At 70.9% G+C, this 22,938-nt stretch carries 14 protein-coding genes; 10 read left to right on the plus strand and 4 right to left on the minus strand.

The genetic code is table 11. The features are described 5' to 3' along the window. Positions 1-40: 40 nt before the first annotated feature. The 6 genes from MUN74_RS10640 (at position 41) to MUN74_RS10665 (ending at position 4,603) form a co-directional block, all read left to right on the plus strand. On the plus strand, positions 41-778 hold the full coding sequence (locus MUN74_RS10640; RefSeq protein WP_244852032.1) for an alpha/beta fold hydrolase: 738 nt from the start codon (positions 41-43) through the stop codon (positions 776-778). Positions 779-952: 174 nt separating this feature from the next. Then, a complete protein-coding gene (locus MUN74_RS10645) occupies positions 953-1,714 on the plus strand; it encodes an SDR family oxidoreductase (protein ID WP_244852033.1) in 762 nt (253 codons plus the stop codon). Positions 1,715-1,788: 74 nt separating this feature from the next. Then, positions 1,789-2,418: a TrmH family RNA methyltransferase gene (locus MUN74_RS10650; protein WP_244856425.1), complete on the plus strand. Its 630-nt coding sequence runs from the start codon at positions 1,789-1,791 to the stop codon at positions 2,416-2,418. A gap of 9 nt (positions 2,419-2,427) precedes the next feature. Continuing rightward, the gene (locus MUN74_RS10655) at positions 2,428-3,060 is read left to right on the plus strand and encodes an MSMEG_1061 family FMN-dependent PPOX-type flavoprotein (RefSeq protein WP_244852034.1); all 633 of its coding nucleotides are present in this window, start codon (positions 2,428-2,430) and stop codon (positions 3,058-3,060) included. A 3-nt stretch (positions 3,061-3,063) separates the two neighbouring features. Beyond that, entirely contained in the window at positions 3,064-4,086 is a 1,023-nt protein-coding gene (locus tag MUN74_RS10660) for a magnesium and cobalt transport protein CorA (RefSeq protein WP_244852035.1), read from the plus strand. Positions 4,087-4,258: 172 nt separating this feature from the next. Beyond that, on the plus strand, positions 4,259-4,603 hold the full coding sequence (locus MUN74_RS10665; RefSeq protein ID WP_244852036.1) for a hypothetical protein: 345 nt from the start codon (positions 4,259-4,261) through the stop codon (positions 4,601-4,603). 62 nt (positions 4,604-4,665) lie between these two features. Here the strand turns inward: MUN74_RS10665 and MUN74_RS10670 are convergent, their stop codons facing one another. From MUN74_RS10670 to argG, 4 genes are all read right to left on the minus strand, one after another. After that, the gene (locus MUN74_RS10670; RefSeq protein WP_244852037.1) at positions 4,666-6,624 is read right to left on the minus strand and encodes a YhgE/Pip domain-containing protein; all 1,959 of its coding nucleotides are present in this window, start codon (positions 6,622-6,624) and stop codon (positions 4,666-4,668) included. Continuing rightward, a complete protein-coding gene (locus MUN74_RS10675; protein WP_244852038.1) occupies positions 6,621-7,298 on the minus strand; it encodes a P-loop NTPase family protein in 678 nt (225 codons plus the stop codon). Before MUN74_RS10675 ends, MUN74_RS10670 begins: the two co-directional genes overlap by 4 nt. Further along, positions 7,295-7,981 carry a TetR/AcrR family transcriptional regulator gene (locus MUN74_RS10680; protein WP_244852039.1) on the minus strand — a complete coding sequence of 229 codons (687 nt, stop codon included), beginning with the start codon at positions 7,979-7,981 and terminating at the stop codon, positions 7,295-7,297. Before MUN74_RS10680 ends, MUN74_RS10675 begins: the two co-directional genes overlap by 4 nt. A gap of 148 nt (positions 7,982-8,129) precedes the next feature. Continuing rightward, entirely contained in the window at positions 8,130-9,554 is a 1,425-nt protein-coding gene (gene argG, locus MUN74_RS10685) for an argininosuccinate synthase (protein ID WP_244852040.1), read from the minus strand. A 279-nt stretch (positions 9,555-9,833) separates the two neighbouring features. Between argG and MUN74_RS10690 the strand changes: the two genes are divergently transcribed. From MUN74_RS10690 to MUN74_RS10705, 4 genes are all read left to right on the plus strand, one after another. Continuing rightward, positions 9,834-11,294 carry a S8 family peptidase gene (locus MUN74_RS10690; RefSeq protein ID WP_244852041.1) on the plus strand — a complete coding sequence of 487 codons (1,461 nt, stop codon included), beginning with the start codon at positions 9,834-9,836 and terminating at the stop codon, positions 11,292-11,294. A gap of 266 nt (positions 11,295-11,560) precedes the next feature. Beyond that, positions 11,561-12,040, plus strand: coding sequence for a DUF3151 family protein (locus tag MUN74_RS10695; protein WP_244852042.1), 480 nt, complete (start codon positions 11,561-11,563; stop codon positions 12,038-12,040). A gap of 1 nt (position 12,041) precedes the next feature. Continuing rightward, positions 12,042-13,328, plus strand: coding sequence for an adenylosuccinate synthase (locus tag MUN74_RS10700; RefSeq protein ID WP_244852043.1), 1,287 nt, complete (start codon positions 12,042-12,044; stop codon positions 13,326-13,328). A 126-nt stretch (positions 13,329-13,454) separates the two neighbouring features. After that, a complete protein-coding gene (locus tag MUN74_RS10705) occupies positions 13,455-22,883 on the plus strand; it encodes a DUF5979 domain-containing protein (protein ID WP_244852044.1) in 9,429 nt (3,142 codons plus the stop codon). The last annotated feature ends 55 nt before the right edge of the window (positions 22,884-22,938 follow it).

Below are 22,938 nucleotides of genomic sequence, written 5' to 3' on the forward strand. Positions count from 1 at the left end.
GCGTCCGCAGTCGGCGGGTGCGGACGAGAAGGGAACAGCCATGTCAGAACAGAATCCGACCGTCGTGCTCGTGCACGGCGCCTTCGCGGAGTCCGCCAGCTGGAACGGCGTCATCGCGGCGCTGTACGCCGAGGGGGTCACCTCCGTCGCGGTCGCCAATCCGCTTCGCAGCCTCGCGGGCGATGCGGCCTACGTGCGCGACGTGATCGCCTCGATCGACGGGCCCGTGGTGCTCGTCGGCCACTCGTACGGCGGTCTCGTGATCAGCGAGGCGTCGGCCGGCAACGATCAGGTCGTGGGGCTCGTGTACGCCGCCGCGTTCGTGCCGGAGCCCGGCGACAGTGCCTTCTCGCTGTCGGCGAGCGAGCCCGGCTCCACGCTGGGCGACGCGCTCGACGCCCACCCGATCTCGACCGGCGGTATCGAGTTCGTCATCCGCCGCCCCGTGTTCCGCGAGCAGTTCGCGGCAGATGTCCCCGTGCAGGTCGCCGGCCTGATGGGTGCGACCCAGCGCCCGGTGACCGAAGCCGCCCTGACCGACGCCGTGCAGGCGTCGAACCCCGGGTGGAAGGACCGCCCGTCCTGGCACGTCTTCGGCAGCGAGGACCGCAACATCCCCGCCGCGGTGCACCGCGCCGGCGCGGATCGCGCGGGTTCGCGAGGCACGAACGAGATCGCGGGGGCCTCGCACGCCATCAGCGTCTCGCAGCCCGAGGCCGTGGCCGCGACGATCCTCGACGCGGTTCGCGGCGTGGCCGGCGAGCGAGCGGTCGCGTAGTCCGCAGCCCGAGATCGCGCCATCGCGCAGGGTGCGCGGGGGCTCCCGCCTCGCGCACCCGCGCACCGGGAACAGCACAGTGCGGAGTCCTGCTCCGCGGAGGGGCTCCCGCCTCGCGCACCCGCGCACCGGGAACAGCACAGTGCGGAGTCCTGCTCCGCGGAAAGGATCCGCATGAACTCCGAAGCCTCGTTCGAGGGCCGCCGCCCCCTCGCCGGGAAGGTCGTGCTCGTCACCGGAGCGTCGTCGGGCATCGGCCGCGAGACGGCGCTGGCACTGTCGGGCGCCGGGGCGCGGCTCGCGATCGGCGCCCGCCGCGTCGATCGCCTCGCGGCGCTCGTCGAGTCCGCGCCCGGCGAGGTCACGACGATGCGGCTCGACGTCACCGACCCGACCTCGGTCGAGCATGCCGTGGCCGAGACCGTCGAACGATTCGGCCGCCTCGACGTGCTCGTGAACAACGCTGGGCTCATGCAGAGCGGGCTGATCCTCGGGGCCGACGTGCGCGAGTGGCAGCGCATGGTCGAGACGAACCTGCTCGGGTCGATGTACGCGGTCCATGCCGCGCTGCCCCACCTCCTCGAGACGAAGGGGGCGGTCGTGCAGGTATCGTCGACGGCGGCGCGTTCCGCCTCGCTCGGCAGCGGGGTCTACGCTGCCACGAAGTTCGGTATCAGCGCCTTCTCGGAATCGTTGCGACAGGAGGTCACCCGTCGCGGCGTCCGGGTGATCGTGATCCAACCCGGCTTCGTCGACACGGAGCTCACGAGCCACATCACCGATCCGACGATGCGGACGGCCGCAGCCGACATAGCCGCGTCGATGCGCACGCTCCGTCCGGACGACATCGCCGCGGCGATCGTCTACGCACTCGGTCAGCCCGAGCACGTCTCAGTGAACGAGATCCTCGTCCGCCCGACCGACCAGATGCACTGACGCTGCGGAAGCCGGATAGCGTTGCACGTGTGAGTGACGAGGTCGGCCCCGAGGCATCCGAACCCGAGGCGACGATGCCGCAGCACGGCGTCGGCCCGTGGCCCGGCGGTGAGGCCGAGTGGCCCGACGACCCCCGCTTCGACCCCGAGCTGCTCGCGGCCGGCGACACGCGCAACGTCATCGACCGCTACCGCTACTGGCGCATGGAGGCGATCGTCGCCGACCTCGACGAACGTCGACACCCGTTCCACGTCGCGATCGAGAACTGGCAGCACGACATGAACATCGGCTCGATCGTGCGCAGCGCCAACGCGTTCGCGGCCGACACCGTGCACATCATCGGGCGACGTCGCTGGAACAAGCGCGGCGCGATGGTCACCGACCGCTACCAGCACGTGCAGTACCACCCCGATGTCGCGGGGTTCGCGGAGTGGGCGCGGGCGGAGTCGCTGCCCGTGATCGCGCTCGACAACCTCGAGGGGGCCGTGCCGATCGAGGCCTTCGCCTGGCCCGAGCGGTGCGTGCTGCTCTTCGGCCAGGAGGGACCCGGCCTCTCGGAGGAGGCGGCCGCCGCGGCCGACGCCCTCGTCGAGATCACGCAGTTCGGCTCGACCCGCTCGCTCAACGCGAGCGCGGCCGCGGCGATCGCCATGCACTCGTGGGTGCTCACGCACGCGTTCGGACCCGGCGCAGCCGCGGAGTAGCGTGGCGGCATGACCGATCACGCGCGAGGCATCGCCGTCACGACCGTCGACGAGCTGGAGGCGATCGTCGGCACGCCGCTGCCGGCTGCGGCGAACAAGACGCGCCCGCGCCTGCACGAGATCGACCGTGCCTGGCTCGCGGCCGCTCCGCTCGCGTTCATGGCCACGAGCGACGACGAGGGGCGGCTCGACGTCTCGCCGAAGGGCGACCCGGCCGGCTTCGCGCTCGTGCTCGACGACGCGACCATCGCGATCCCCGAACGCCCGGGCAACCGCCGCGCCGACGGCTTCCACAACCTGCTTCGCAACCCGCGGGTGGGGCTCCTGTTCGCCATCCCCGGCCGCGGCGACACGCTGCGCATCAACGGGCGCGCGACGATCGTGCGCGACGCGCCGTTCTTCGACGACATGGTCGTGCGCGGCAACCGGCCCGTGCTCGCGACGGTCGTCGACATCGAGGAGGTCTTCTTCCACTGCTCGAAGGCATTCCTGCGGTCGAAGACGTGGCAGCCCGACGCCTGGGCACCGGATGCCGCGCCGCGACGTGCGGTCATCGCCCAGACGCTCGAGCGGCCCGACGAGTCGATCGAGCGACTCGACGAGTACTACGGCCCGAGCTACGCCGAGCGCATCTACGGTTAGACCATGACGGTCATCGACAACGCGATCTACGTCGACGGCCGTCGCGTCGCCTCGCCGACCGCGCTCGCCGACACGTTCGAGGCGCTGCAGGCGGAGCCCGACGGCTTCGCGTGGATCGGGCTGTACCGCCCCGACGCGGCCGAGCTCGGGGTGGTGGCCGACGAGTTCGGCCTGCACGAGCTCGCCGTCGAGGACGCGCTCGCCGGACACCAGCGGGCCAAGCTCGAGCGCTACGGCGGCATCCGGTTCGTGGTGCTGCGACCCGCGCGCTACCTCGACGCCGAGGAGCGGGTCGAGTTCGGCGAGGTGCACCTGTTCGTCGGTGCCGACTTCGTCGTGGCGATCCGCCACGCCGAGAAGCCCGACCTCGCGAGCGTGCGTGCCCGCCTCGAGGCCGCACCCGAGCTGCTCGCCCGCGGACCGGTCGGCGTGCTCTACGCCGTCGTCGACCAGATCGTCGACGAGTACGTGCCGGTCGTCGCGGGCCTCGAGAACGACATCGACGAGATCGAGGAGCAGCTCTTCAGCGGCGACGCCGCCGTCGCGCGGCGCATCTACGACCTCTCGGGCGAGGTCATGGAGTTCCAGCGCGCGGTGAAACCGCTCCGCGAGATGGTCGAGGCGATCCGCGACGAGCTCGGCGACGCCGCGGCCACGGCGTCCGAGCCCGAGGGTGACGAGCTCGAGCTGCGGCGCGCGTTCCGCGACGTGCTCGACCACATCATCCGCATCACCGAGCGCGTCGACGAGTATCGGCAGACGCTGCAGAACGCGCTGAGCGTGCACGCGACCCTCGTCGCGCAGCGGCAGAACGAGGTCGCGATCGCGCAGAGCGAGCAGACGAAGAAGATCTCGAGCTGGGCGGCGATCTTCTTCGCGCCGTCGCTCGTCGCGAGCATCTACGGCATGAACTTCCGGCACATGCCCGAGCTCGGCTGGTTCTTCGGCTACCCTTTCGCGCTCCTGCTCATGTTCGTCGCCGGGTTCGTGCTCTACCTGATCTTCAAGTCCCGGCACTGGTTGTGAGCTCGCGCTCCGCATGACGCGTGGATTGTCCCCCGTCGGCGAACTCCGGACGTGACACGTCGACCGATTCCCCGGGTCCGTCACGCGCGCGCTGTACCCCGTTCTCGGGATTGCCGCGACACGTGATGCGGTGTTCGCTGGGCGGATACCGAGTCCGAGGGGAGACTCCGAAATGTCAACAGCACTCACGCGCCGGCTCGTCGCCGGTGCAGCCGCACTACCGTTCCTCGCGGTGACGTTGCTCGGCGCCGGGGCGGCGGCGAACGCCAGCTCGCCCGTCGACGGGGACCACCGCGTTCCGTACTGCCACGCGACGCACAGCGCCAAGAACCCGTACGTCTACATCGAGACCGACAAGCTCGCCGTCGTCAAGGCGCATGCGAAGCACCAGGACGAGGAGGACGTCTACCCGGGCTTCTGGTACGACGACCATGGCACGCCGACGTGGTTCGAGGGTCGTGGGGATCCCGACTTCGCCGAGAACGGTTGCGTCGCGGGCGGCCCGCCGCGCGGGTGATCGCGCCGGTCGCAGATGCCCCGGGGCCGCGCCGGCCCCGGGGCATCCCCGATCGGAACGACTCAGCCGATGAGGCTCGGCTGCAGGTCGCGCAGGGTGCGGAAGTGGGTCATGCGGGTCACGCCGATCGCCGAGATCACGAGCGCCCCGACGAGCCAGATCGCGAGCACGCCGAAGTCGGCCGCCGCGCGCGACAGGTCGCCGCCGTACATGAACTGCCGCATCGCGTCGACGACGTAGCCCATCGGCAGCACGTGGTGCAGGGCCGCGAGCGGCTCGGGCAGCGTCTGCCACGGGAACGTGCCGCCCGCCGTGACGAGCTGCAGCACCATGAGCACAAGCCCGATGAACTGGCCGACCGACCCGAGCCAGACGTTGAGCGCGAGGATGATCGCGGCGTACGTCACGGACGCGAAGATCATCGTGCCCACCACGCCCAACGGGTGGTGCATCTGGAAGCCGAGCGTGAAGGCGAGCACGAGGTAGAGTGCGCCCATCTGCACCGCGCCGAGCAGGCCCGGCGTGAGCCAGCCCGCGAGCGTGATGCGGATCGGCGAGTGCAGCGCCGTGACCGCACGTCGCGAGATGGGCTTCACGATGAGGAAGAGCGCGTAGATGCCGATCCAGCCCGCGAGCGCGGCGAAGAACGGGGCGAGCCCGGCGCCGTAGTTGCCCGCCTGCGCGAGCGAGCTCGTCTCGAGGGTGATCGGGTCGGCGATCGTCGACGCCTGCGCGTCGCGCGTCGACTGGCTCGAGTCGGGGATCTGCTTCGCGCCCTCGTCGAGGCCGTCGCGCAGCTCGGTCGAACCGTCGGCGAGCTTGCCGAGTCCGGTCTGCAGGGTGCCGACGCCGTCGCGCAGCTGCGCCGAACCGGTCGCGGCCTGCGCCGCCCCGTCGGACAGCTGTGCGGCGCCGCTCGCCGCCTGTGCGGCGCCCGTCGCCGCGGTGCTCGCCCCGGCGGCGAGCTCGGCCGAACCGTCGGCGACCTGGCGGCTGCCGTCGGCGAGCCGGTCGATGTCGCCGACGACGGACTGCACCTTCTCGTTGCCGGTCGTGATGCGGTCGCCGACGACGTCGAGGCGCGCGAGCACGGCATCGATCGTCGCCTGGTCGAGCCCCTGCGCCTGGAGGGCGGCCTCGATGTCGGTACGGGCTTCGGGCACCGCGGCCGCGGCATCGGCGACGGCCGCTCCCACCCGGTCGGCGGATGCCGCGAGCTGGGCGTTGCCGTCGGCCACCTGTGCGGCGCCGTCGGCGAGGGTCGCCGACCCGGTCGCGAGCTGCGCGGTGCCGTCGGCGAGCTGCTGCGTGCCCGTCGCGAGCTGCGCCGACCCGGTCGCGAGCTGCGCATTGCCGTCGGCGAGCTTCGTCGCGCCGGTCTGGAGCTGTGCCGCCCCGTCGACCGCCTGACCGGCGCCGTCGGCGAGCTGCGCAGCACCGTCGGCGGCCTCGACGAGCTTGCCGCGGATCGTCGAGATGGAGTCGAGCAGCGTCGACGCCGCCTCTTCGCCGACCTTCTCGGCGATCGTCGCGCGGATCTTCTCGACCGCCTGCTTGCCGATCGTGCCCGCGAGGTAGCTGTTGGCGTCGTTCGTCGACAGCACGATCTCGGCCTGTCGCGGGTCGTCGGTCTGCACCGAGGCGAGCGCGTCGGAGAAGTCGGCGGGGAAGGTGATCGCGAAGTCGTAGCGCGACTCGTCGAGCCCGGCTTCGGCCTCGTCGGCTGAGACGCGCTGCCAGTCGAAGGCGCCGTCGGCGACGAGCTCGTCGGCGATCTCCTCGCCGACGTTGCGCGCCTCGGTCGTGTCGCCGGTCGCGCTCGTCGAGGCGGGCACGCCCTCGTCCTCGACGACGAGGGCGACGGGCACCTCGGCGAACTTCGCGTACGGGTCCTGGTTCGCCCAGAGGTAGAGCCCGCCGTAGAGCACGGGCACGGCGATGAGCGCGATGAGTGCGATCACCGACATCTTGGTCGAGGTCAGCCGCCGGAACTCGGCGGCGATCATCTGAGGGATCTTCACGCGATGCCTCCCTCGGCGAGCGGCAGGGTGTCGGCGTCGTCGAACTCCTCGGGGGAGTCGGGACCGTGCATGCGGGCGATCATCGCCGCCGCCCCGATGGCGGCCGCCGACGCGTCGCCCGCGATCACGAGCACCGCGAAGCCGCGGTCGGCGAGCTGCTTGGCGAGGCCCCACCACTCGGTCGGGTCGCCGCCGTGGCGGTCGGGCGACACGATCACGAGGCCCTCGACGCCCTCGCGCAGGAGCGCGAGCTCGGTGAGCAGCCGTAGCCGCGTCTGCGGCTCGACGTTGGCGATCGGCGTGCGGGCGACGTGCTCGAGATCGAGCTGGGCGAGCCAGCGCGAGACCGATACCGGGTTCGAGGGAACGCCGGCGAACATGAGCTCCTCGGCGGCGACGCCGGCGACGGTCACGTTCGGTGCGGGATCGCAGACGTCGGGGGCGTCGACGAGGGCGATGCGGCGGCGGATGGCCGAGGCATCCGCCTTGCCGTCGATCGTGACGGCGCCCGAGTCGGGCCGCATCCGACCCGAGGCGATGAGGCCGAGCACGGTGGGGCGCTGCTCGGTCTCGGCGCGGGCGAGCGTCGCACGCCCCGACTCGTAGCCGACGGTGGTGGCGCCGAGCGCCTGCCCGTCGCGGCCCTTCGAGACGTCGCGGAGTTCGATTCTCATGCCGGCTCCTCGGAGGTGGCGGGGTCGGTGAGCGCGGGGGCGTCGGTCGCCGGCCGACTGAGCTCGGGGGTGGTGTCGATGAGCGTGCCCGCCTCGTGCCACGAGAGCCCCGCGGTGCCGAGCACCGAGAGCATCACGGCGCGCCGGCCCTCGGCCTGCGGCATGCCGGTGCGGCCCGACTCGACGAGCACGGCGAGCGCCGACTCCTCGATGAGGCGGGCGACGAGCGGCTGGGGCAGGTCGTCGCGTACGGTGCCGTCGACGACGCCGCGGGCGACGAGGAGCGCGAGTCGTTCGCGCACCGGGGCGAGCGCGCTGGCGACCCGCTCGACGTAGGGCGCGGAGAGCGCCATGCCGGCGAGCAGTCGCACGTGTTCGACGACGCCCCACAGGCGTGAGCCGAGCAACGCGATCGCGACGGGCGTCGACTCGTGCTCGACGGTCGAGGCGACGGCGTTCAGGCGGGCGGTACCGCGCTCGATGAGGGCGAGCACGAGCTCGTCGCGCCCGGCGAAGTGGCCGTAGACGGCGCGACGGCTGAGGCCGGCGGCGGCGGCGATCGCCTCGAGCGGGGCGTCGGGGGCCGCGGCGAGCGTGGTCGCGGCGGCGATGAGGAGGGATTCGCGGTTCTCGGCCGCGTCCCTGCGGGGCGCGCGGCGCTCCGCGTCGGTGACGGACGGCATGCGTCGATGGTACCGAACTTGCACAACGGTGTGCAAGTTAGTTCAGCGGGTTCACAGCACGAGGCCCGACTCGCCGGTCTGCGCTGCGGAAGCGCAGGTCGATGAGTCGGGCCTCGCGAGACCGAACGGCTCAGAGAGCCGCCGAACGTCAGTCGGTGCCGAGGTCGAACGCGGCCGCCTCGATCGCGGCGTCGGTCGCGGCATCCGCGGCATCGTCGCTGGCCGCGGCGATCGACGAGGCCTGGCCCTCGGCGAGGTCGCCCACGAGTGCGGCGGTCGCGCCGCCGACGATGCCGAGGTGCGCGTACTGCTCGAGGCGCGAACGCGAGTCGGCGATGTCGAGGTTGCGCATCGTGAGCTGGCCGATGCGGTCTTCGGGGCCGAAGGCCGCGTCGCCGACGCGCTCCATCGAGAGCTTCTCGGGCTGGTAGCTGAACGCCGGGCCCTCGGTGTTCATGATCGTGTAGTCGTCGCCGCGGCGCAGGCGCACCGTGACCTCGCCCGTGACGGCCGAGGCGACCCAGCGCACGATCGACTCGCGCAGCATGAGCGACTGCGGGTCGAGCCAGCGGCCCTCGTACATGAGGCGGCCGAGGCGGCGGCCCTCGTTGTGGTAGTTCGCGATCGTGTCCTCGTTGTGGATCGCGTTGAGCAGCCGCTCGTACACGAGGTGCAGCAGCGCCATGCCCGGCGCCTCGTAGATGCCGCGCGACTTCGCCTCGATGATGCGGTTCTCGATCTGGTCGCTCATGCCGAGGCCGTGACGGCCGCCGATGCGGTTCGCCTCGAGCACGAGCTCGACGGCGTCGTCGAAGCGCACGCCGTTGATCGCGACCGGGCGGCCCTCCTCGAAGCGCACCGTGACGTCTTCGGGAGCGATCTCGACCGAGTCGTCCCAGAACTTGACGCCCATGATCGGCTCGACGGTCGTGATGCCGGCGTTGAGCTCTTCGAGCACCTTCGCCTCGTGCGTCGCGCCCCAGATGTTCGCGTCGGTCGAGTACGCCTTCTCGGCGCTCGCCCGGTAGGGCAGGTCGCGCTCCTGCAGCCACTCGCTCATCTCCTGGCGGCCGCCGAGCTCGGTCACGAACGCCGAGTCGAGCCACGGCTTGTAGATGCGCAGGCGGGGGTTGGCCATGAGGCCGTAACGGTAGAACCGCTCGATGTCGTTGCCCTTGTAGGTCGACCCGTCGCCCCAGATGTCGACGCCGTCCTCCATCATGGCGCGCACGAGCAACGTGCCCGTGACCGCGCGACCGAGCGGGGTCGTGTTGAAGTAGGTCTTGCCGCCCGAGCGGATGTGGAACGCACCGCACGCGAGGGCGACGAGGCCCTCCTCGACGAGGGCGGCGCGGCAGTCGACGAGGCGCGAGAGCTCGGCACCGTACTCGAGCGCGCGGCCGGGCACGGCCTCGACGTCGGGCTCGTCGGGCTGGCCGAGGTCGGCCGTGTACGTGCACGGCACCGCGCCCTTCTCGCGCATCCACGCGACGGCGACGGAGGTGTCGAGACCTCCGGAGAAGGCGATGCCGACGCGCTCGCCGACGGGGAGGGACGTGAGGACCTTCGACATGCCCTCCAGCCTACTTGGGCGCCGGCGCGCGTGACATCGGGGCGGATGCCGCGGCCGGGGCCGCTCGACCGGGGCGAGTGGCGACGGCGGAGCCGGATCGGCCGGCATCGGGGGACGCGCCCGGGATTCCGGGGGACTGCCGTCGGGGGATGCCGGTGGATAGGCTCGCGAGATCGGGCGGGCGCCGGCGACGATGCCGGTGCACCCGCAGATCGCGAACCGCCCGGTCCCGGTCGACATCGTCGATCGTGCATCCAGACCCTTCGAAGGAGACAGGGAATGAATCGCAAGGTGATCGGAGCCGCGGTGTGCACCGCGGCCCTCGCCATCGGCCTTCTGGGCGCGGCCGGCACCCCGGCCATGGCAGACGGCCAGGAGCACAGCTACCTCGTGGTGGGCTCGCAGGGCGGTGACACGAAGAACGCGCAGAAGCGCGTCGTTGCCGCAGGCGGCACCGTGGTCGCCGCTTACGACCAGATCGGCGTCGTGCTCGCGCGGTCGTCGGCCGGCGACTTCACATCGCGCGTAGGCGGCGGCCTCGAGGTCGCGATGACCGACGGGCTCGGCACCACTCTCGTCGACGACGAGGAGACCGTTGCCGTCGACTCGGCGAGCGTCGAGGCTGCGGGCGACCCGACGGGCGAGCCCCTGTGGGGCCTGCAGTGGGACATGAAGCAGATCGACGTGGCCGAGGCGCAGGGCGTGACCACCGGTGACTCGTCGGTGGTCGTCGGCGTGCTCGACTCGGGCATCTCGTCGACCCACCCCGATCTCGCCTCGCAGATCGCCAAGGACCAGAGCGCCTCGTGCATCGGCGGCGTCGTCGACACGAGCGAGGCGGCGTGGAACCCGACGACCTCCGACCACGGCACCCATGTCGCGGGCACGATCGCCGCCGCGATCAACGGCGTCGGCATCGCGGGCGTCGCGCCGGGCGTCAAGGTCGCCTCGGTCAAGGTCGTCAACGACGACGGATTCATCTACCCCGAAGCGGCCATCTGCGGCTACCTCTGGGCGGCCGACCACGGCATGCCGGTCACCAACAACAGCTACTTCATCGACCCGTGGGAGTTCAACTGCGTGAACGACCCGCGGCAGCGCCCGGTCTGGCAGGCCGTGCAGCGCGCGCTGCGCTACTCGGCGTCGAAGGGCACGCTGACCGTGGCGTCGGCGGGTAACAGCAACGTCGACCTGCAGCACAAGTTCGTCGACTCGGGCAGCCCCAACGACGGCAGCTACCCCGTCGAGGACCGGACGATCAACGGTGCGTGCCGCGACCTGCCGGCCGAGGCAGCCGGCGTCGTGACGGTCTCGGCCGTCGGCCCGACCGAGCAGAAGGCCTACTACTCGTCGTACGGCCAAGGCGTCGTCGACGTGACGGCTCCCGGCGGCGACGCACGGTTCCGCAACGGCGGGGCGCCGTCGATCGCGGCCGACGCCGTGCTGTCGACCACCTTCAACACGGTGACCAAGACGAACGGCTGGGGTTACAAGCAGGGCACCTCGATGGCCGGGCCGCACGCGGCCGGCGTCGCGGCGCTCGCCGTGTCGGCCCACCCCGGCATGAACCCCGGTCAGCTCGCCTCGTTCCTCGAGCGCACGGCGACGCCGATCGCCTGCCCGCCCGGCGTCTACAACCCGGTTCCCAACCTGCCGGGCTACGAGGCGACCTGCACGGGCGGTGCGCGCAACGGGTTCTACGGCGCGGGCAACGTCAACGCGTTCAACGTCGTGAAGTGATGCGACGCCCGGTGGTCGAGTAGCCACGAAGGAGCGTATCGAGACCGCGGGAGGGGTCGGGCCGTGAGGCCCGGCCCCTCGTTGCGTATCGTCGGGGTGGTGGTCTCGATACGGGCTTCGCCCTACTCGACCGACCGGCTGGGGAGGTCTCGATACGGGCTTCGCCCTACTCGACCGACCGGCCGGGGAGGTCTCGATACGGGCTTCGCCCTCCTCGGCCGACCCGGCGTAACCGGCGTGAAATGGGGCCCGCGATAAGGTGGAGTGTGACTCCCGAAGAATCAGCACCCGGGCCTGACGCGGCGCTCGCCGACGAACCCGAGGTCCGTCAGGCGCTGGCCGAGGCCGATCGCGCCGCCGTGGCCGGCATCGTCTCGGAGCATCCCGCATCGCCCCTCGCCTGGGCCGAGCTCGCCGACCTCGCCGACTCCGAGGGTCGCCCCCTCGAGGCGTACGCCTTCGCCGCGGCATCCGCCGAGCTCGCCCGCGAGCAGCTCGCGACCGCCGGCTGGCAGCCCGGCACCGCAGTGCCGTGGGCCGACGAGCCCAACCGGGCCTACCTGCGCGCGCTCGACACGCAGCGCCGCGCCGCCGAGTCGCTCGGTCTCGCCGACCGCGCCGCAGCGCTCGCCGACGAGCTGCGCAGCGCCGATGCCGAGGCTCCCGCCCGCATCGCGAGCGAGTTCACGCCGACCCAGCTCATCACGATCGTTCCGGCCGAGCAGCCGGCAGAAGGGGAGCGCTGACATGCCCGCAGCCGTACTCATCGGTGCACAGTGGGGCGACGAGGGCAAGGGCAAGGCGACCGACCTGCTCGGCTCGCGCCTCGACTACGTCGTCAAGTTCAACGGCGGCAACAACGCGGGTCACACCGTGGTCGTCGGAGAAGAGAAGTACGCGCTGCACCTGCTGCCGTCGGGCATCCTGACGCCGGGCGTCACCCCCGTCATCGGCAACGGCGTCGTGGTCGACGTCGAGGTCCTCTTCGAGGAGCTCGAGGGGCTCGAGGCCCGTGGCGTCGACGTCTCGAAGCTGCGAATCTCGGCCAACGCCCACCTCATCACCCAGTACCACCGCGTGCTCGACAAGGTCACCGAGCGCTTCCTCGGCAAGCGTCAGATCGGCACGACGGGGCGCGGCATCGGCCCGAGCTACGCCGACAAGATCAACCGCGTCGGCATCCGCATGCAAGACCTCTTCGACGAGAACATCCTGCGGCAGAAGGTCGAGGGCGCCCTCGACCAGAAGAACCACCTGCTCGTGAAGGTCTACAATCGCCGGGCGATCGGCGTCGACGAGATCGTCGACGAGCTGCTCTCGTACGTCGACCGCCTGCGGCCGATGGTCACCGACACGTCGCTGCTGCTGCACCGCGCGCTCGAGGCCGGCGAGACCGTGCTCTTCGAGGGCGGCCAAGCCACGATGCTCGACGTCGACCACGGCACGTACCCGTTCGTCACCTCGTCGAACGCGACGTCGGGCGGCGCCGTCACCGGCTCGGGCATCGCCCCGAATCGCATCGACCGGGTCATCGCGGTCATCAAGGCCTACACGACCCGCGTGGGCGCGGGCCCCTTCCCGACCGAGCTGTTCGACGAGTGGGGCGACTTCCTCACCGAGCAGGGCCACGAGTTCGGCACGACCACCGGTCGCAAGCGCCGCACCGGCTGGTACGACGCCCCCATCGCCCGCTACGCGTCGCGCATCAACGGCGTCACCGACTTCGTGCTCACGAAGCTCGACGTGCTCACCGGCATCGAGAAGATCCCAGTGTGCGTCGCCTACGACGTCGACGGTGAGCGCTTCGACGAGGTGCCCGTTTCGCAGAGCGACTTCCACCACGCGAAGCCGATCTACGAGGAGTTCCCCGGCTGGACCGAGGACATCTCGGGCGCCCGCGAGTTCGCCGACCTGCCCGCGAACGCGCAGGCGTACGTCCGCACGCTCGAGGCGATGAGCGGCTCGCGCATCTCGGCGATCGGCGTCGGGCCCGGCCGAGACGAGATCGTGCAGCTGCACGATCTGCTCGGCTGACGCGACGCTCCACTCGGCCTCCCGGAGGGTTCCCCCGCGGCATCCGCCCCCGATAGTGTCGAAATCGGGCGCGCGCGCTACCGCGCACCCGAAGCGGCTTTCCCGAGCCGCGGCAAGGGGGAGTAGATGTCGATCGTCCGTCGTACACTCGCAGGATTCGCGGCAGCGCTCCTGGCCGTCGGGCTCACGGCGCCGGCGGCGCTCGCACCCGCCTTCGCCGCCGAGGACGACGCCGAACTGATCCTCGAGAAGTCGGTGAACCCGAACAACTCGCCGTACAACCCGGGCGACCAGTTCAGCTACACGATCGAGCTGACCTGCAACAGCAACCTGGTCGACACCTGCATCAACGCCGAACTCTCCGACACCCTGCCCGCGCCGCTCGTCTTCGATCAGAGCATCGACCCGGCCGTCGAGGTCTCGGGCGGCGGCGATTCGACCGTCGCGGTCGACGGTACGAACTTCACGGTCGACTTCACCTCGCTCGGCGGCGACGGCACCGGGCAGCCGGCCGGCCAGAAGGCCACGATCACGGTGTTCGTGCAGATCCCGGCCGACATCAGCGCCGACTACAACGGGGTCGACATCACGAACACGGCGAACGCGACCGCCGACAACGCGCTCCCGGTCTCCGAGAGCGAGACCATCACCATCGCGGTGCCCGAGGTACTCGACTCGACGGTCACGAAGTCGGTCGACGACCACCAGCCCGACGGCACCCCCGGTGTGCCCGCGCTGCCCGACCAGCCGGTCGACTACACGATCGGCGGCGGCAACGCGTCGAACCGATCGGTCGACGAGATCGTCGTGCAGGACCCGGCAGCGGGCGTCGCGAGCCCGTTCGACGGCTACTTCGACTTCACCGGCATCACCTCGATCACCCCGCCCGCCGGCGCCGACCAGGTCGAGATCGAGTGGCTCGACGCCGACGGCAACTGGACCTCGGCGTACGGGCCCGGGCCGATCCCGGCCGACCCGTCGGGCATCCCGGCGGGCGTTCCGCCGGCGGACGTGAAGGGCCTGAAGTTCACCTTCAGCAACTCGAACGGCGACCAGCTGCCGCCGTCGGGCGACGAACCCGCGAGCATCGGCATCGGGGCCGAGACGAACGACCAGGTGCTCGACCTCCCCCTCGACGAGTCGGTCACCGTTCCGAACACGGCCTCGTCGAACGTCGTGGTGCACGGCGACTCGAGCACGCCGAAGACCGCGGCCGGCGACGTGGTCATCTCGAACACCGGTCCCTTCGTGGACGTGACGAAGAACTTCGCCAACCCGAACCTCCTCGCCGGTCAGCAGACGACCGCGACGATCGAGGCGACGAACGGCTTCCGGCCGGTGACCCAGATGGTGATCCAGGAGCCCACTCCGGGTCAGCCGGACCTCGCCGATCAGGGGCTCGTGTTCGACGGCTTCACGAGCGGCGTCACCTGGCCGCCGAACGCGACCGGTGCGTCGATCACGTACGTGTACGCCGACGGCCAGACCGAGACGCTCACCGCGGACACCCCGAACACGCTCCCCGACCCCGAGCTCGAGGACACCGCCGAGGTCGTCGGGTTCACGGTGACGTTCACCGGTCCGATCATCCAGAACGCGACCGCCACCGTGCCCTTCGACGTCATCGCCCAGCCCGTCGACGGCGAGGACGTGACGACGACCAACGAGACGACCTCGATCGTCACCGACCAGACGGGCAAGAGCGGCGACGACTCGGCGAGCGACGACGTGACGCGCCAGCCCGGTCGCGTCTCGACGACGATCGACAAGAACATCGCGCGCGACGAGCAGTGGGCGGTGCCGGGCTCGACGACCGACGTGAGCTTCATCGCGCACGTCAACGACCAGGGGCCCAACGCCTCGACGGTCGGCTCGGATGTCCTCGTCATCAGCGATCCGGCCGACCCGTCGGGCGCGATCGACCCGTTCTGGAACGCCTTCGACCTCACCCAGATCGTCGCCGGCGTGCCGGCGAACGCCGACCTGCAGGTCAACTACTGGGACGGCACCGCATGGGTGCCGCTGCCCGGCGGACAGCTCGACGGCGCGGGCACGCTCGTGCTCTCGGTGCCCGGTGGCACCGCACCCGTCACCCAGGACCAGATCCAGGGCATCCAGTTCGTCTACACGCCGAAGGAGGGCGAGCTCCTGCCGCCGGGCTTCCAGGCAGCCCCGTCGATCACCGTCGAGACACGCGACCAGTTCCGCGACGGCTCCGGTTCGGTCGCGGATGCCGCGGCGGCGGCCGACCCGCTGACCGTGCCGAACGAGGCGCGTTCCGACGTGCACAACGACAACGACGTCACCCCCGACGACAACACCGCGACCGACGGCGACGAGATCGACCTCAAGCCGATCGACGGCGGCGAGGGGCCCGACCTCTTCGAGAAGCACTGGATCGTCGACGCCTCGGATCCGCTCTTCGCGTTCAGCGAGGACCGGCGCACCGCCCGCATCTCCTGGTCGACCGAGGGGGTGCCGTTCGACAGCGTCGCGATCACCGACGACCCGACCGCCGGCCCCGACTACGACGACACGGCGATCGCCCAGTCGGCGTTCGACGCCTGGAACCTCGTCGAGATCGCCCCGATCGACTCGGCGAGCGATGCGTCGATGCAGTACGACCGGGTATCGAAGGTCGAGCTGTTCGAGTTCGACGAGGGCACCGGCACGGGCGCGTGGGTGGACGTCACGGCCGCGGCGTGCGGCGACGGCACCGCCTGCGACGGCGCGTTCCCCGGGTATGAACTGTCGGCCGACGAGCAGCTGACGACGCGGGCCGTCCGTCTCACGTATGCGGAGGGCTCGCACCGCGGCGGTGCCGGCCAGCCGACCGCGGGTTCCGGCGTCGCGCCCTCGTACGGGCACGACCGCGATCTCGACCTCGTGTTCGAGCTGCGCGACTTCAAGCGCAGCGACGGCGGTCCCGTGACCGGCACGCTGCACACCGAGGACTTCAACTCCGGCCAGCCCGGCGTCGTCGACAACACGGCCGAGATCTCGGGCGAGGGGCCGAACCCAATCGACCAGACCGACTCCGACCTCATCACGATCCTCGACTCGACGGTGAACGTCTCGGTCACCAAGCAGTTCGATCAGGACAACCTGCCGATCCCGCCGGAGACGACGCCGGCCGACAGCTACCCCCTCGTCAACGCGACGATCACCGCACGCAACGAGACCGAGGCCGGGGTGCAGACCCTCGCGATCGCCGACCCCGCGCCGGGCAGCCCGACGAACACGTACGAGTTCCTGAACCTCTACGCGATCGACACGATCACGGTGCCCGACGCGGCGACGGAGTCGACCGTGACGCTCACGCGCGAGGGTGGCGCGACCACCGACTACACGATCGCCGAGGCACTCGCGCTCACGCCGGACGAGCTCGCCGACGTCATCGCCTTCTCGGTCGTGCACACCGACGCCGACGACGTGGCGATCGAGTCGAAGGCGATCGCCTCGGTGGTACTGACCTACCAGTTGCGCCAGACCGAGCGCAGCAACCCGGCCAACCCCGTGACGACGGCCGACCTCGTCACCAACGTCGCGGGCGCCCAGGTGGACCGCCCGGGCGGCAACCCCGCCATCGACACGGCGACCGGCACCGCAACCGACACGCTCCCATTCGCGGCGGCGAGCTACGGTGTGGTGGCGCAGAAGACCATCGACACGCCGCCCACGTCGGCGAACAACAACGACCGGGTCGAGAACGAGCCGCGCGAGGGCTACACGATCGGCCTCACCGGCCAGCCGACCGGCAATGTGCGCACGACCGTGCTCACGATCACCGACGACGACCCGACGTTCTGGAACCAGTTCGAGTTCGCGTCGTTCCCGCAGACGACCCTGCCGACGCCCGTCCGGCAGATCCGCGTCTCCGCGCTCACCGGAGTCGAGTACGCGTACGACAGCGGCACGAACACGCTGAGCCAGACCTGCGACGGCGACACCGACCTCACCGACTGCTGGACGGTCGGCGAATGGCAGGACGCCGACTCGAGCGGTCTCGTCGACCCGGTGCTGCCGAGCGGCGTCGCCGCGGGCGACGTCGTGGGCCTCCGGTTCGAGTTCCGCGTCGACGACGCCGAGTCGAACTGGGAGAACCCGATCAACCCGGTCGTGCCGATCACGTTCACGGCGAACCAACTGGTCGACCTGCGCTCCGGCCCGAACGGCGAGACCGACACCCCCGTGCCGACCACCCAGCCCGGCATTCCGGTGCCGATCGCTCCAGGTGAGACCGCGCCCGGTACGACGACCGACACCGTCGACGTGCACGGCGAGGGCTCGTGGACGAACGGCCAGTCCAACTGGTCGGCCGACGACGACGCGACGGATGCGACGGTGCTGAAGCACCTGGCGAACGGCATCAAGGTCGTGAAGACGCCCGGCAACGGCCAGGGCGGCTCGGCCTCCCAGCAGTTCCCGCCGTCGGGCAACATCCCGTACCGGATGCGGATCACGAATACGGGGCAGTGGCCGATCACGGGTCTCGAGCTCACCGACCAGGTCGCGACCGACGCACAGGGGTCGCTGCTCATCCCGCGCCCGAACGTCGACCCGACGTTCTCGTTCACGCTGACCGCGGCCGACGGCACCGTGCTCGACGCCTCCGGCTTCGCGGGGAGCCTCGACACCGCGACCGGTCTCGTCACCATCACGGTGCCCGACGGCTTCGTCTTCGATCCCGGCGACGTGCTCGTCATCGGGGCGGCGCTGCAGTTCCGCCAGGGGCTCGCGCCCGGCACCCCGGTGGGCAACACGATCACCGCGACGAGCGACCGGGAGTTCGACACGTGCGACTCGACGTCGAACGCGACCGTCGTCAACCCCCAGGTCACCGACGTCGAGGCATGTTCGTCGAACACCACGGTGAACCCGACCGCCGCCGCGCCGATCGCGCTCGTCAAGAGCGTCAAGGGCAGCGGTGCCGGGGTCCCCGGTGCCGCCGCCGGCGACCCGAACTTCGATGATCTCGGCGTGCTCAACACGACCGGGGATGCTGCAGGTTGCGCCGAGCCCAACTCGGTCATCGCGGGCTTCTACCGCAACAACTGCGTGCCGATCACGCGACCCGGCGGCGTGGAGACGTGGACCATCGGGTTCACCAACCTCGGAAACGTCCCGGCCGAGGCGGTCGCGGGCATCGACGTGCTCCCCGCGGTCGGCGACACGGGCGTGACGGTCGGCACCAGCCGCGGGTCGCAGTGGTCGCCGGTCTTCATCGGGAACGTCTCGGCGCCGGTCGACGGTGCGGTCTTCGACCTGTACTACCTGACGACGGTCCCCGATCGCACCTGCAACGCGAAGGACATCGAGTGGAGCGCGAGGGCGGGCGACATCCCGACGACCGACCCGTGCTACGCCGACGTCAGCAGTCGTCAGTGGATCTCGTTCACGAACGCCACCCCCGAGGCCGAACTCGCCCAGGCGAAGGCGTTGAAGCTCGTCGTGACCTGGCCCGGCCCGGAGAACCTCCGGGCCCAGGGATCCGGTGGCATCACCTTCCAGACGCGGACCCCATACAACGTGCCGAACGCGTCCGCGGACGGCCTGCCGATCGCGTGGAACGCCGTCGCCGCCGGATCGCGCGCGGACTACAACGCGCAGGAGATCTACCAGGGCCCGGTCGAGCCGGTGCGCTCGGGCGTCGCGGTGCCGACGGGCGAGATCGCGCTGCAGAAGGTCGTCGACGTGCCCGACGGCTGGACGGCCCCGCTGCCCGGTTCCTACGACTTCGGCGTCCAGTGCACCTCTGGCGGGGAGGCGGTGACGCTCGTCGACCCGACCGGCGGCCCGGCGAACCCGGTGACGGTGCCCGCCGACGGCACGGTCGTCGACTACGGCACGGGCACCAACCTGCCGATGTACGCCGACTGCATCGTGCAGGAGGTCCCCTCGCAGGGTTCGACGGTCACCTACGACCCGGCGGGTGCCGACGCGACGACCTCGGGCGAGGTGACCGCGCGTCGTGACCTCACGGGCAACACGTCGATCCACCACCCGGCTCCCGACGAGGGCGAGCTCGAGCAGGTGACGGTCACGAACACCTACGCGCTCGGCGGCTTCTCGGTCACGAAGAGCGTCGTCGACGGCGGCGCCCTCGACCAGGACGGCAATCCGATCGCGTACGACCCCGAGTTCACGTTCACGGCGAGCTGCACCTTCCTCGGCGAGGAGGTCGTGCCGGCCGACCAGCAGGAGTTCACCCTGCACGACGGCGACACCGAGACGTTCGACGCGCTGCCCGTCGGGGCAGACTGCACCGTCGAGGAGACCGACACGGCCGGCTCGACGTCGACGTCGATCGTGGTGACCGAGGATGGCACGGCCGGTGAGCCCGTCGACGGCACGACGGCGGACTTCACGATCCTGCCCGACGACGAGAGCGAGCAGCACGTCACTGCGCTCGCGGTCACGAACACCTACACGGTCGGCTCGATCGCGATCACCAAGGACGTGACCGGTGCCGGTGCCGACGACTGGGCGGCCGACTCGTTCGACGTGCGGCTCGTCTGCACGTGGGACCAGGCGACCACCAACCCCGTCTACGACGCCACGCACACCATCGCCGACGGCGAGACGTGGACCGTCGAGAACCTGCCCACGGGTGCCGAGTGCACCGTGACCGAGCCCGATGACGGCGGCGCGACCGAGGTCGTCGTCTCGCCCGACCAGCCGGTCGTGATCGGGGTCGGCGGCACCGAGGGCGACCCGATCGAGGTCACGGTCACGAACGACTACCGGGTCGGCGGCTTCGACATCGCGAAGACGGTGTCCGGCCCGGGCACGGGCTTCAGCAGCGACGTCGACTTCGTCTTCCACTACGTCTGCACGTACGAGGGCGAGACGGTGGGCGAGGGCGACCTCACGATCACGGGTGACGGCAGCGCCGGACCGCTCACGAGCGAGGCCGTCACGGGTCTTCCCGTCGGCACCGAGTGCGAGATCACCGAGACCGACGCAGGCGGCGCCGATGCGCTGCCCGAGCCGGTCATGGTGACCATCCCCGACGAGGTCGATGGCGCGGCGCAAGTGGCCACGGCCCAGCTCGACAACCACTTCTCGGCGGGCACGATCGCCGTCACGAAGGAACTCGCGGGCGAGGCATCCGACGACCCCGACGTCGTCGATGCGACCTACACGGTGCACGTGACCTGCGCGGTGACCGACGGCGGCACGCCCGTCTACGAGGGCGACGTGCAGGTGACGGGCGGCCAGACGGTCACGGTGACCGACCCGGCGACGGGCGACCCGGTGCTGCTGCCGATCGGCACGCATTGCTGGGGCGACGAGACCGACGATGCCGGCGCGACCGACTCGAGCGTCGACCACGACTCGTTCGACGACGCCGTGATCGTGGTGGCCGACGACGGCGACGAGCCGCAGGCGCTCGGGCTCACCGCGACGAACACCTTCGATCTCGCCGACCTCGTGATCGAGAAGGCACTCGACGGCGACGCCGCGTCGTACGCCGAGGACAAGACCTTCGAGATCCTCGTGACCTGCACGCTCGACCGCGGGCCCGACAACGACCCGATCGTCACGTATGACCAGGAGCCGGTCGAGCTGGAGGGCGGCGAGCAGGCGACGCTGACCGGCATCCCGATCGGCTCAGACTGCTACGCCGAGGAGCCCGACGGCCAGGGCGCCTGGACGATCGAGATCAGCGCGACGGCCGACGACCCCGTGGTCGTCGACGGCGGCGAGACGCCCATCACCATCACGGTGACGAACGTCTTCCCCGACGCCGGGTTCGTCGTCACGAAGACGGTCGACAACGGCGGCGCCGCGAACGCGAACGGCGAACCGATCGAGTACGACTCGATCTACCGCTTCACCGCGACGTGCGTGTTCGAGGGCGAGACCGTGCTCGACGACGAGTTCCTGCTCCGCGACGGCGGCGAGCAGACCTACACGGGCCTGCCCGCGGGCGCCGACTGCACCGTCGAGGAGACCGAGCAGCGCGACGCCGCCGACACGACCATCGTCGTGACGCAGAACGGCGCCGACGACGACCTCGGTTCGGCCACGAGCGCCGAGTTCACGCTGCAGCCCGACGTCGACGACCAGCTCGTCAACGTCGTCGCCGTCACGAACCACTACACGGTCGGGTCGGCATCGGTCGTGAAGACGGTCACCGGCACCGGGGCGGATGCCTGGGGCGGAACCTTCGGCGACTTCGAGGTCGAACTCGTCTGCACCCTGCCGGCGGCCGACCCCGACACCGTCTACGACGGCACCCACACCCTGACGAAGGATGCTCCGGGCGACGTGTGGCTCGTCGAGAACCTGCCGACCGGGGCCGAGTGCCGGGTGTCGGAGATCGACGACGGCGGAGCCACCGAGTCGACCGTCACGCCCGAGACGTTCGTCGTGGGCGACGACTCGGGCGAGGGCGCAGAGCCCGTGCAGGTCGACATCGTGAACGACTTCCGCACCGGTGCGCTCAACGTGCTCAAGCACGTCGCGGGCCCCGGGGCGCCGGCGTTCTCGGAGGACGAGTTCACCTTCCAGGTCGTCTGCACCTACGAGGAGCAGACGGTCGTCGACCAGGAGCTCGTCGTCGAGAGCGACGGTGGCGAGGGACCGTTCACGAGCGACACGATCACCGGCATCCCCGTCGGTGCCGAGTGCGTCGTGACCGAGACCGACCCGGGCCACGCCGACGAGCCGGCGGCGCCGGTCACCGTCACGATCGCCGACCAGGCCGAGGAGGGCGTCGAGACCGTCGTCACCGCGGGCTTCGTCAACGAGTTCTCGCTCGGCACGGTCGAGCTCACGAAGGAGGTCGACGGCGACGCCGCCGACGCCGCGTGGGTGGCCGACACGGTGTTCACCGTGCAGGTGACCTGCCAGGTCGAGGTCGACGACACGCTCGTCACGCTCTACGACGCACCGGTCGAGCTGACCGCGGGGGAGACGGTCGAGATCGTCGATGCCGAGGGCGTCGCCGTGCAGCTGCCGCTCGGCACGCACTGCTTCGGGGTCGAGACCGACACGGGCGGCGCGACCGCCTCGAGCGTCGACTTCGACTCGTACGACGACGCGGCGATCGTCGTGGAGGCGCCGACCGCGCAGCGGCTGACGCTCACCGCCACGAACACCTTCGACAACGGCGCGCTCGAACTCGAGAAGACGGTGTCGGGCGCAACCGACCAGGCCGCCGGCAAGACGTTCGAGATCGCGCTCATGTGCGTGCTCGACCGCGGCGAGGGCAACCCCGACGTCGTGGCGCTCGACGAGACGGTCTCGATCACGGCCGGCGAGACGAAGACGTTCGGCGACCTGCCCGTCGGGGCGGACTGCTGGGCCGAGGAGACCGACACGGGCGGAGCCGTCGCCGTGACGGTGAGCGCGACCGAGGCGAACCCGGTCGTCGTCGGCACCGACGACGTCGTGACGATCACGATCGACAACCGGTTCGAGGCGCACATCCCGTCGACGGGCGTCGACGGGATCGAGGCGCGGCTGACGCTCGCGCTGCTGCTCGTCGGCGGCGGGCTCGCGGCCATCGCGTTCGTCGTGATCCGGCGTCGCCGGCGGCAGGCCTAGTCCGAGCACCCGGGCATGACCGAGGGGCGGATGCCGAAGCATCCGCCCCTCGTCG

The sequence above is a fragment of the Agromyces sp. H17E-10 genome (assembly GCF_022919715.1).
Taxonomy (GTDB): Bacteria; Actinomycetota; Actinomycetes; order Actinomycetales; family Microbacteriaceae; genus Agromyces.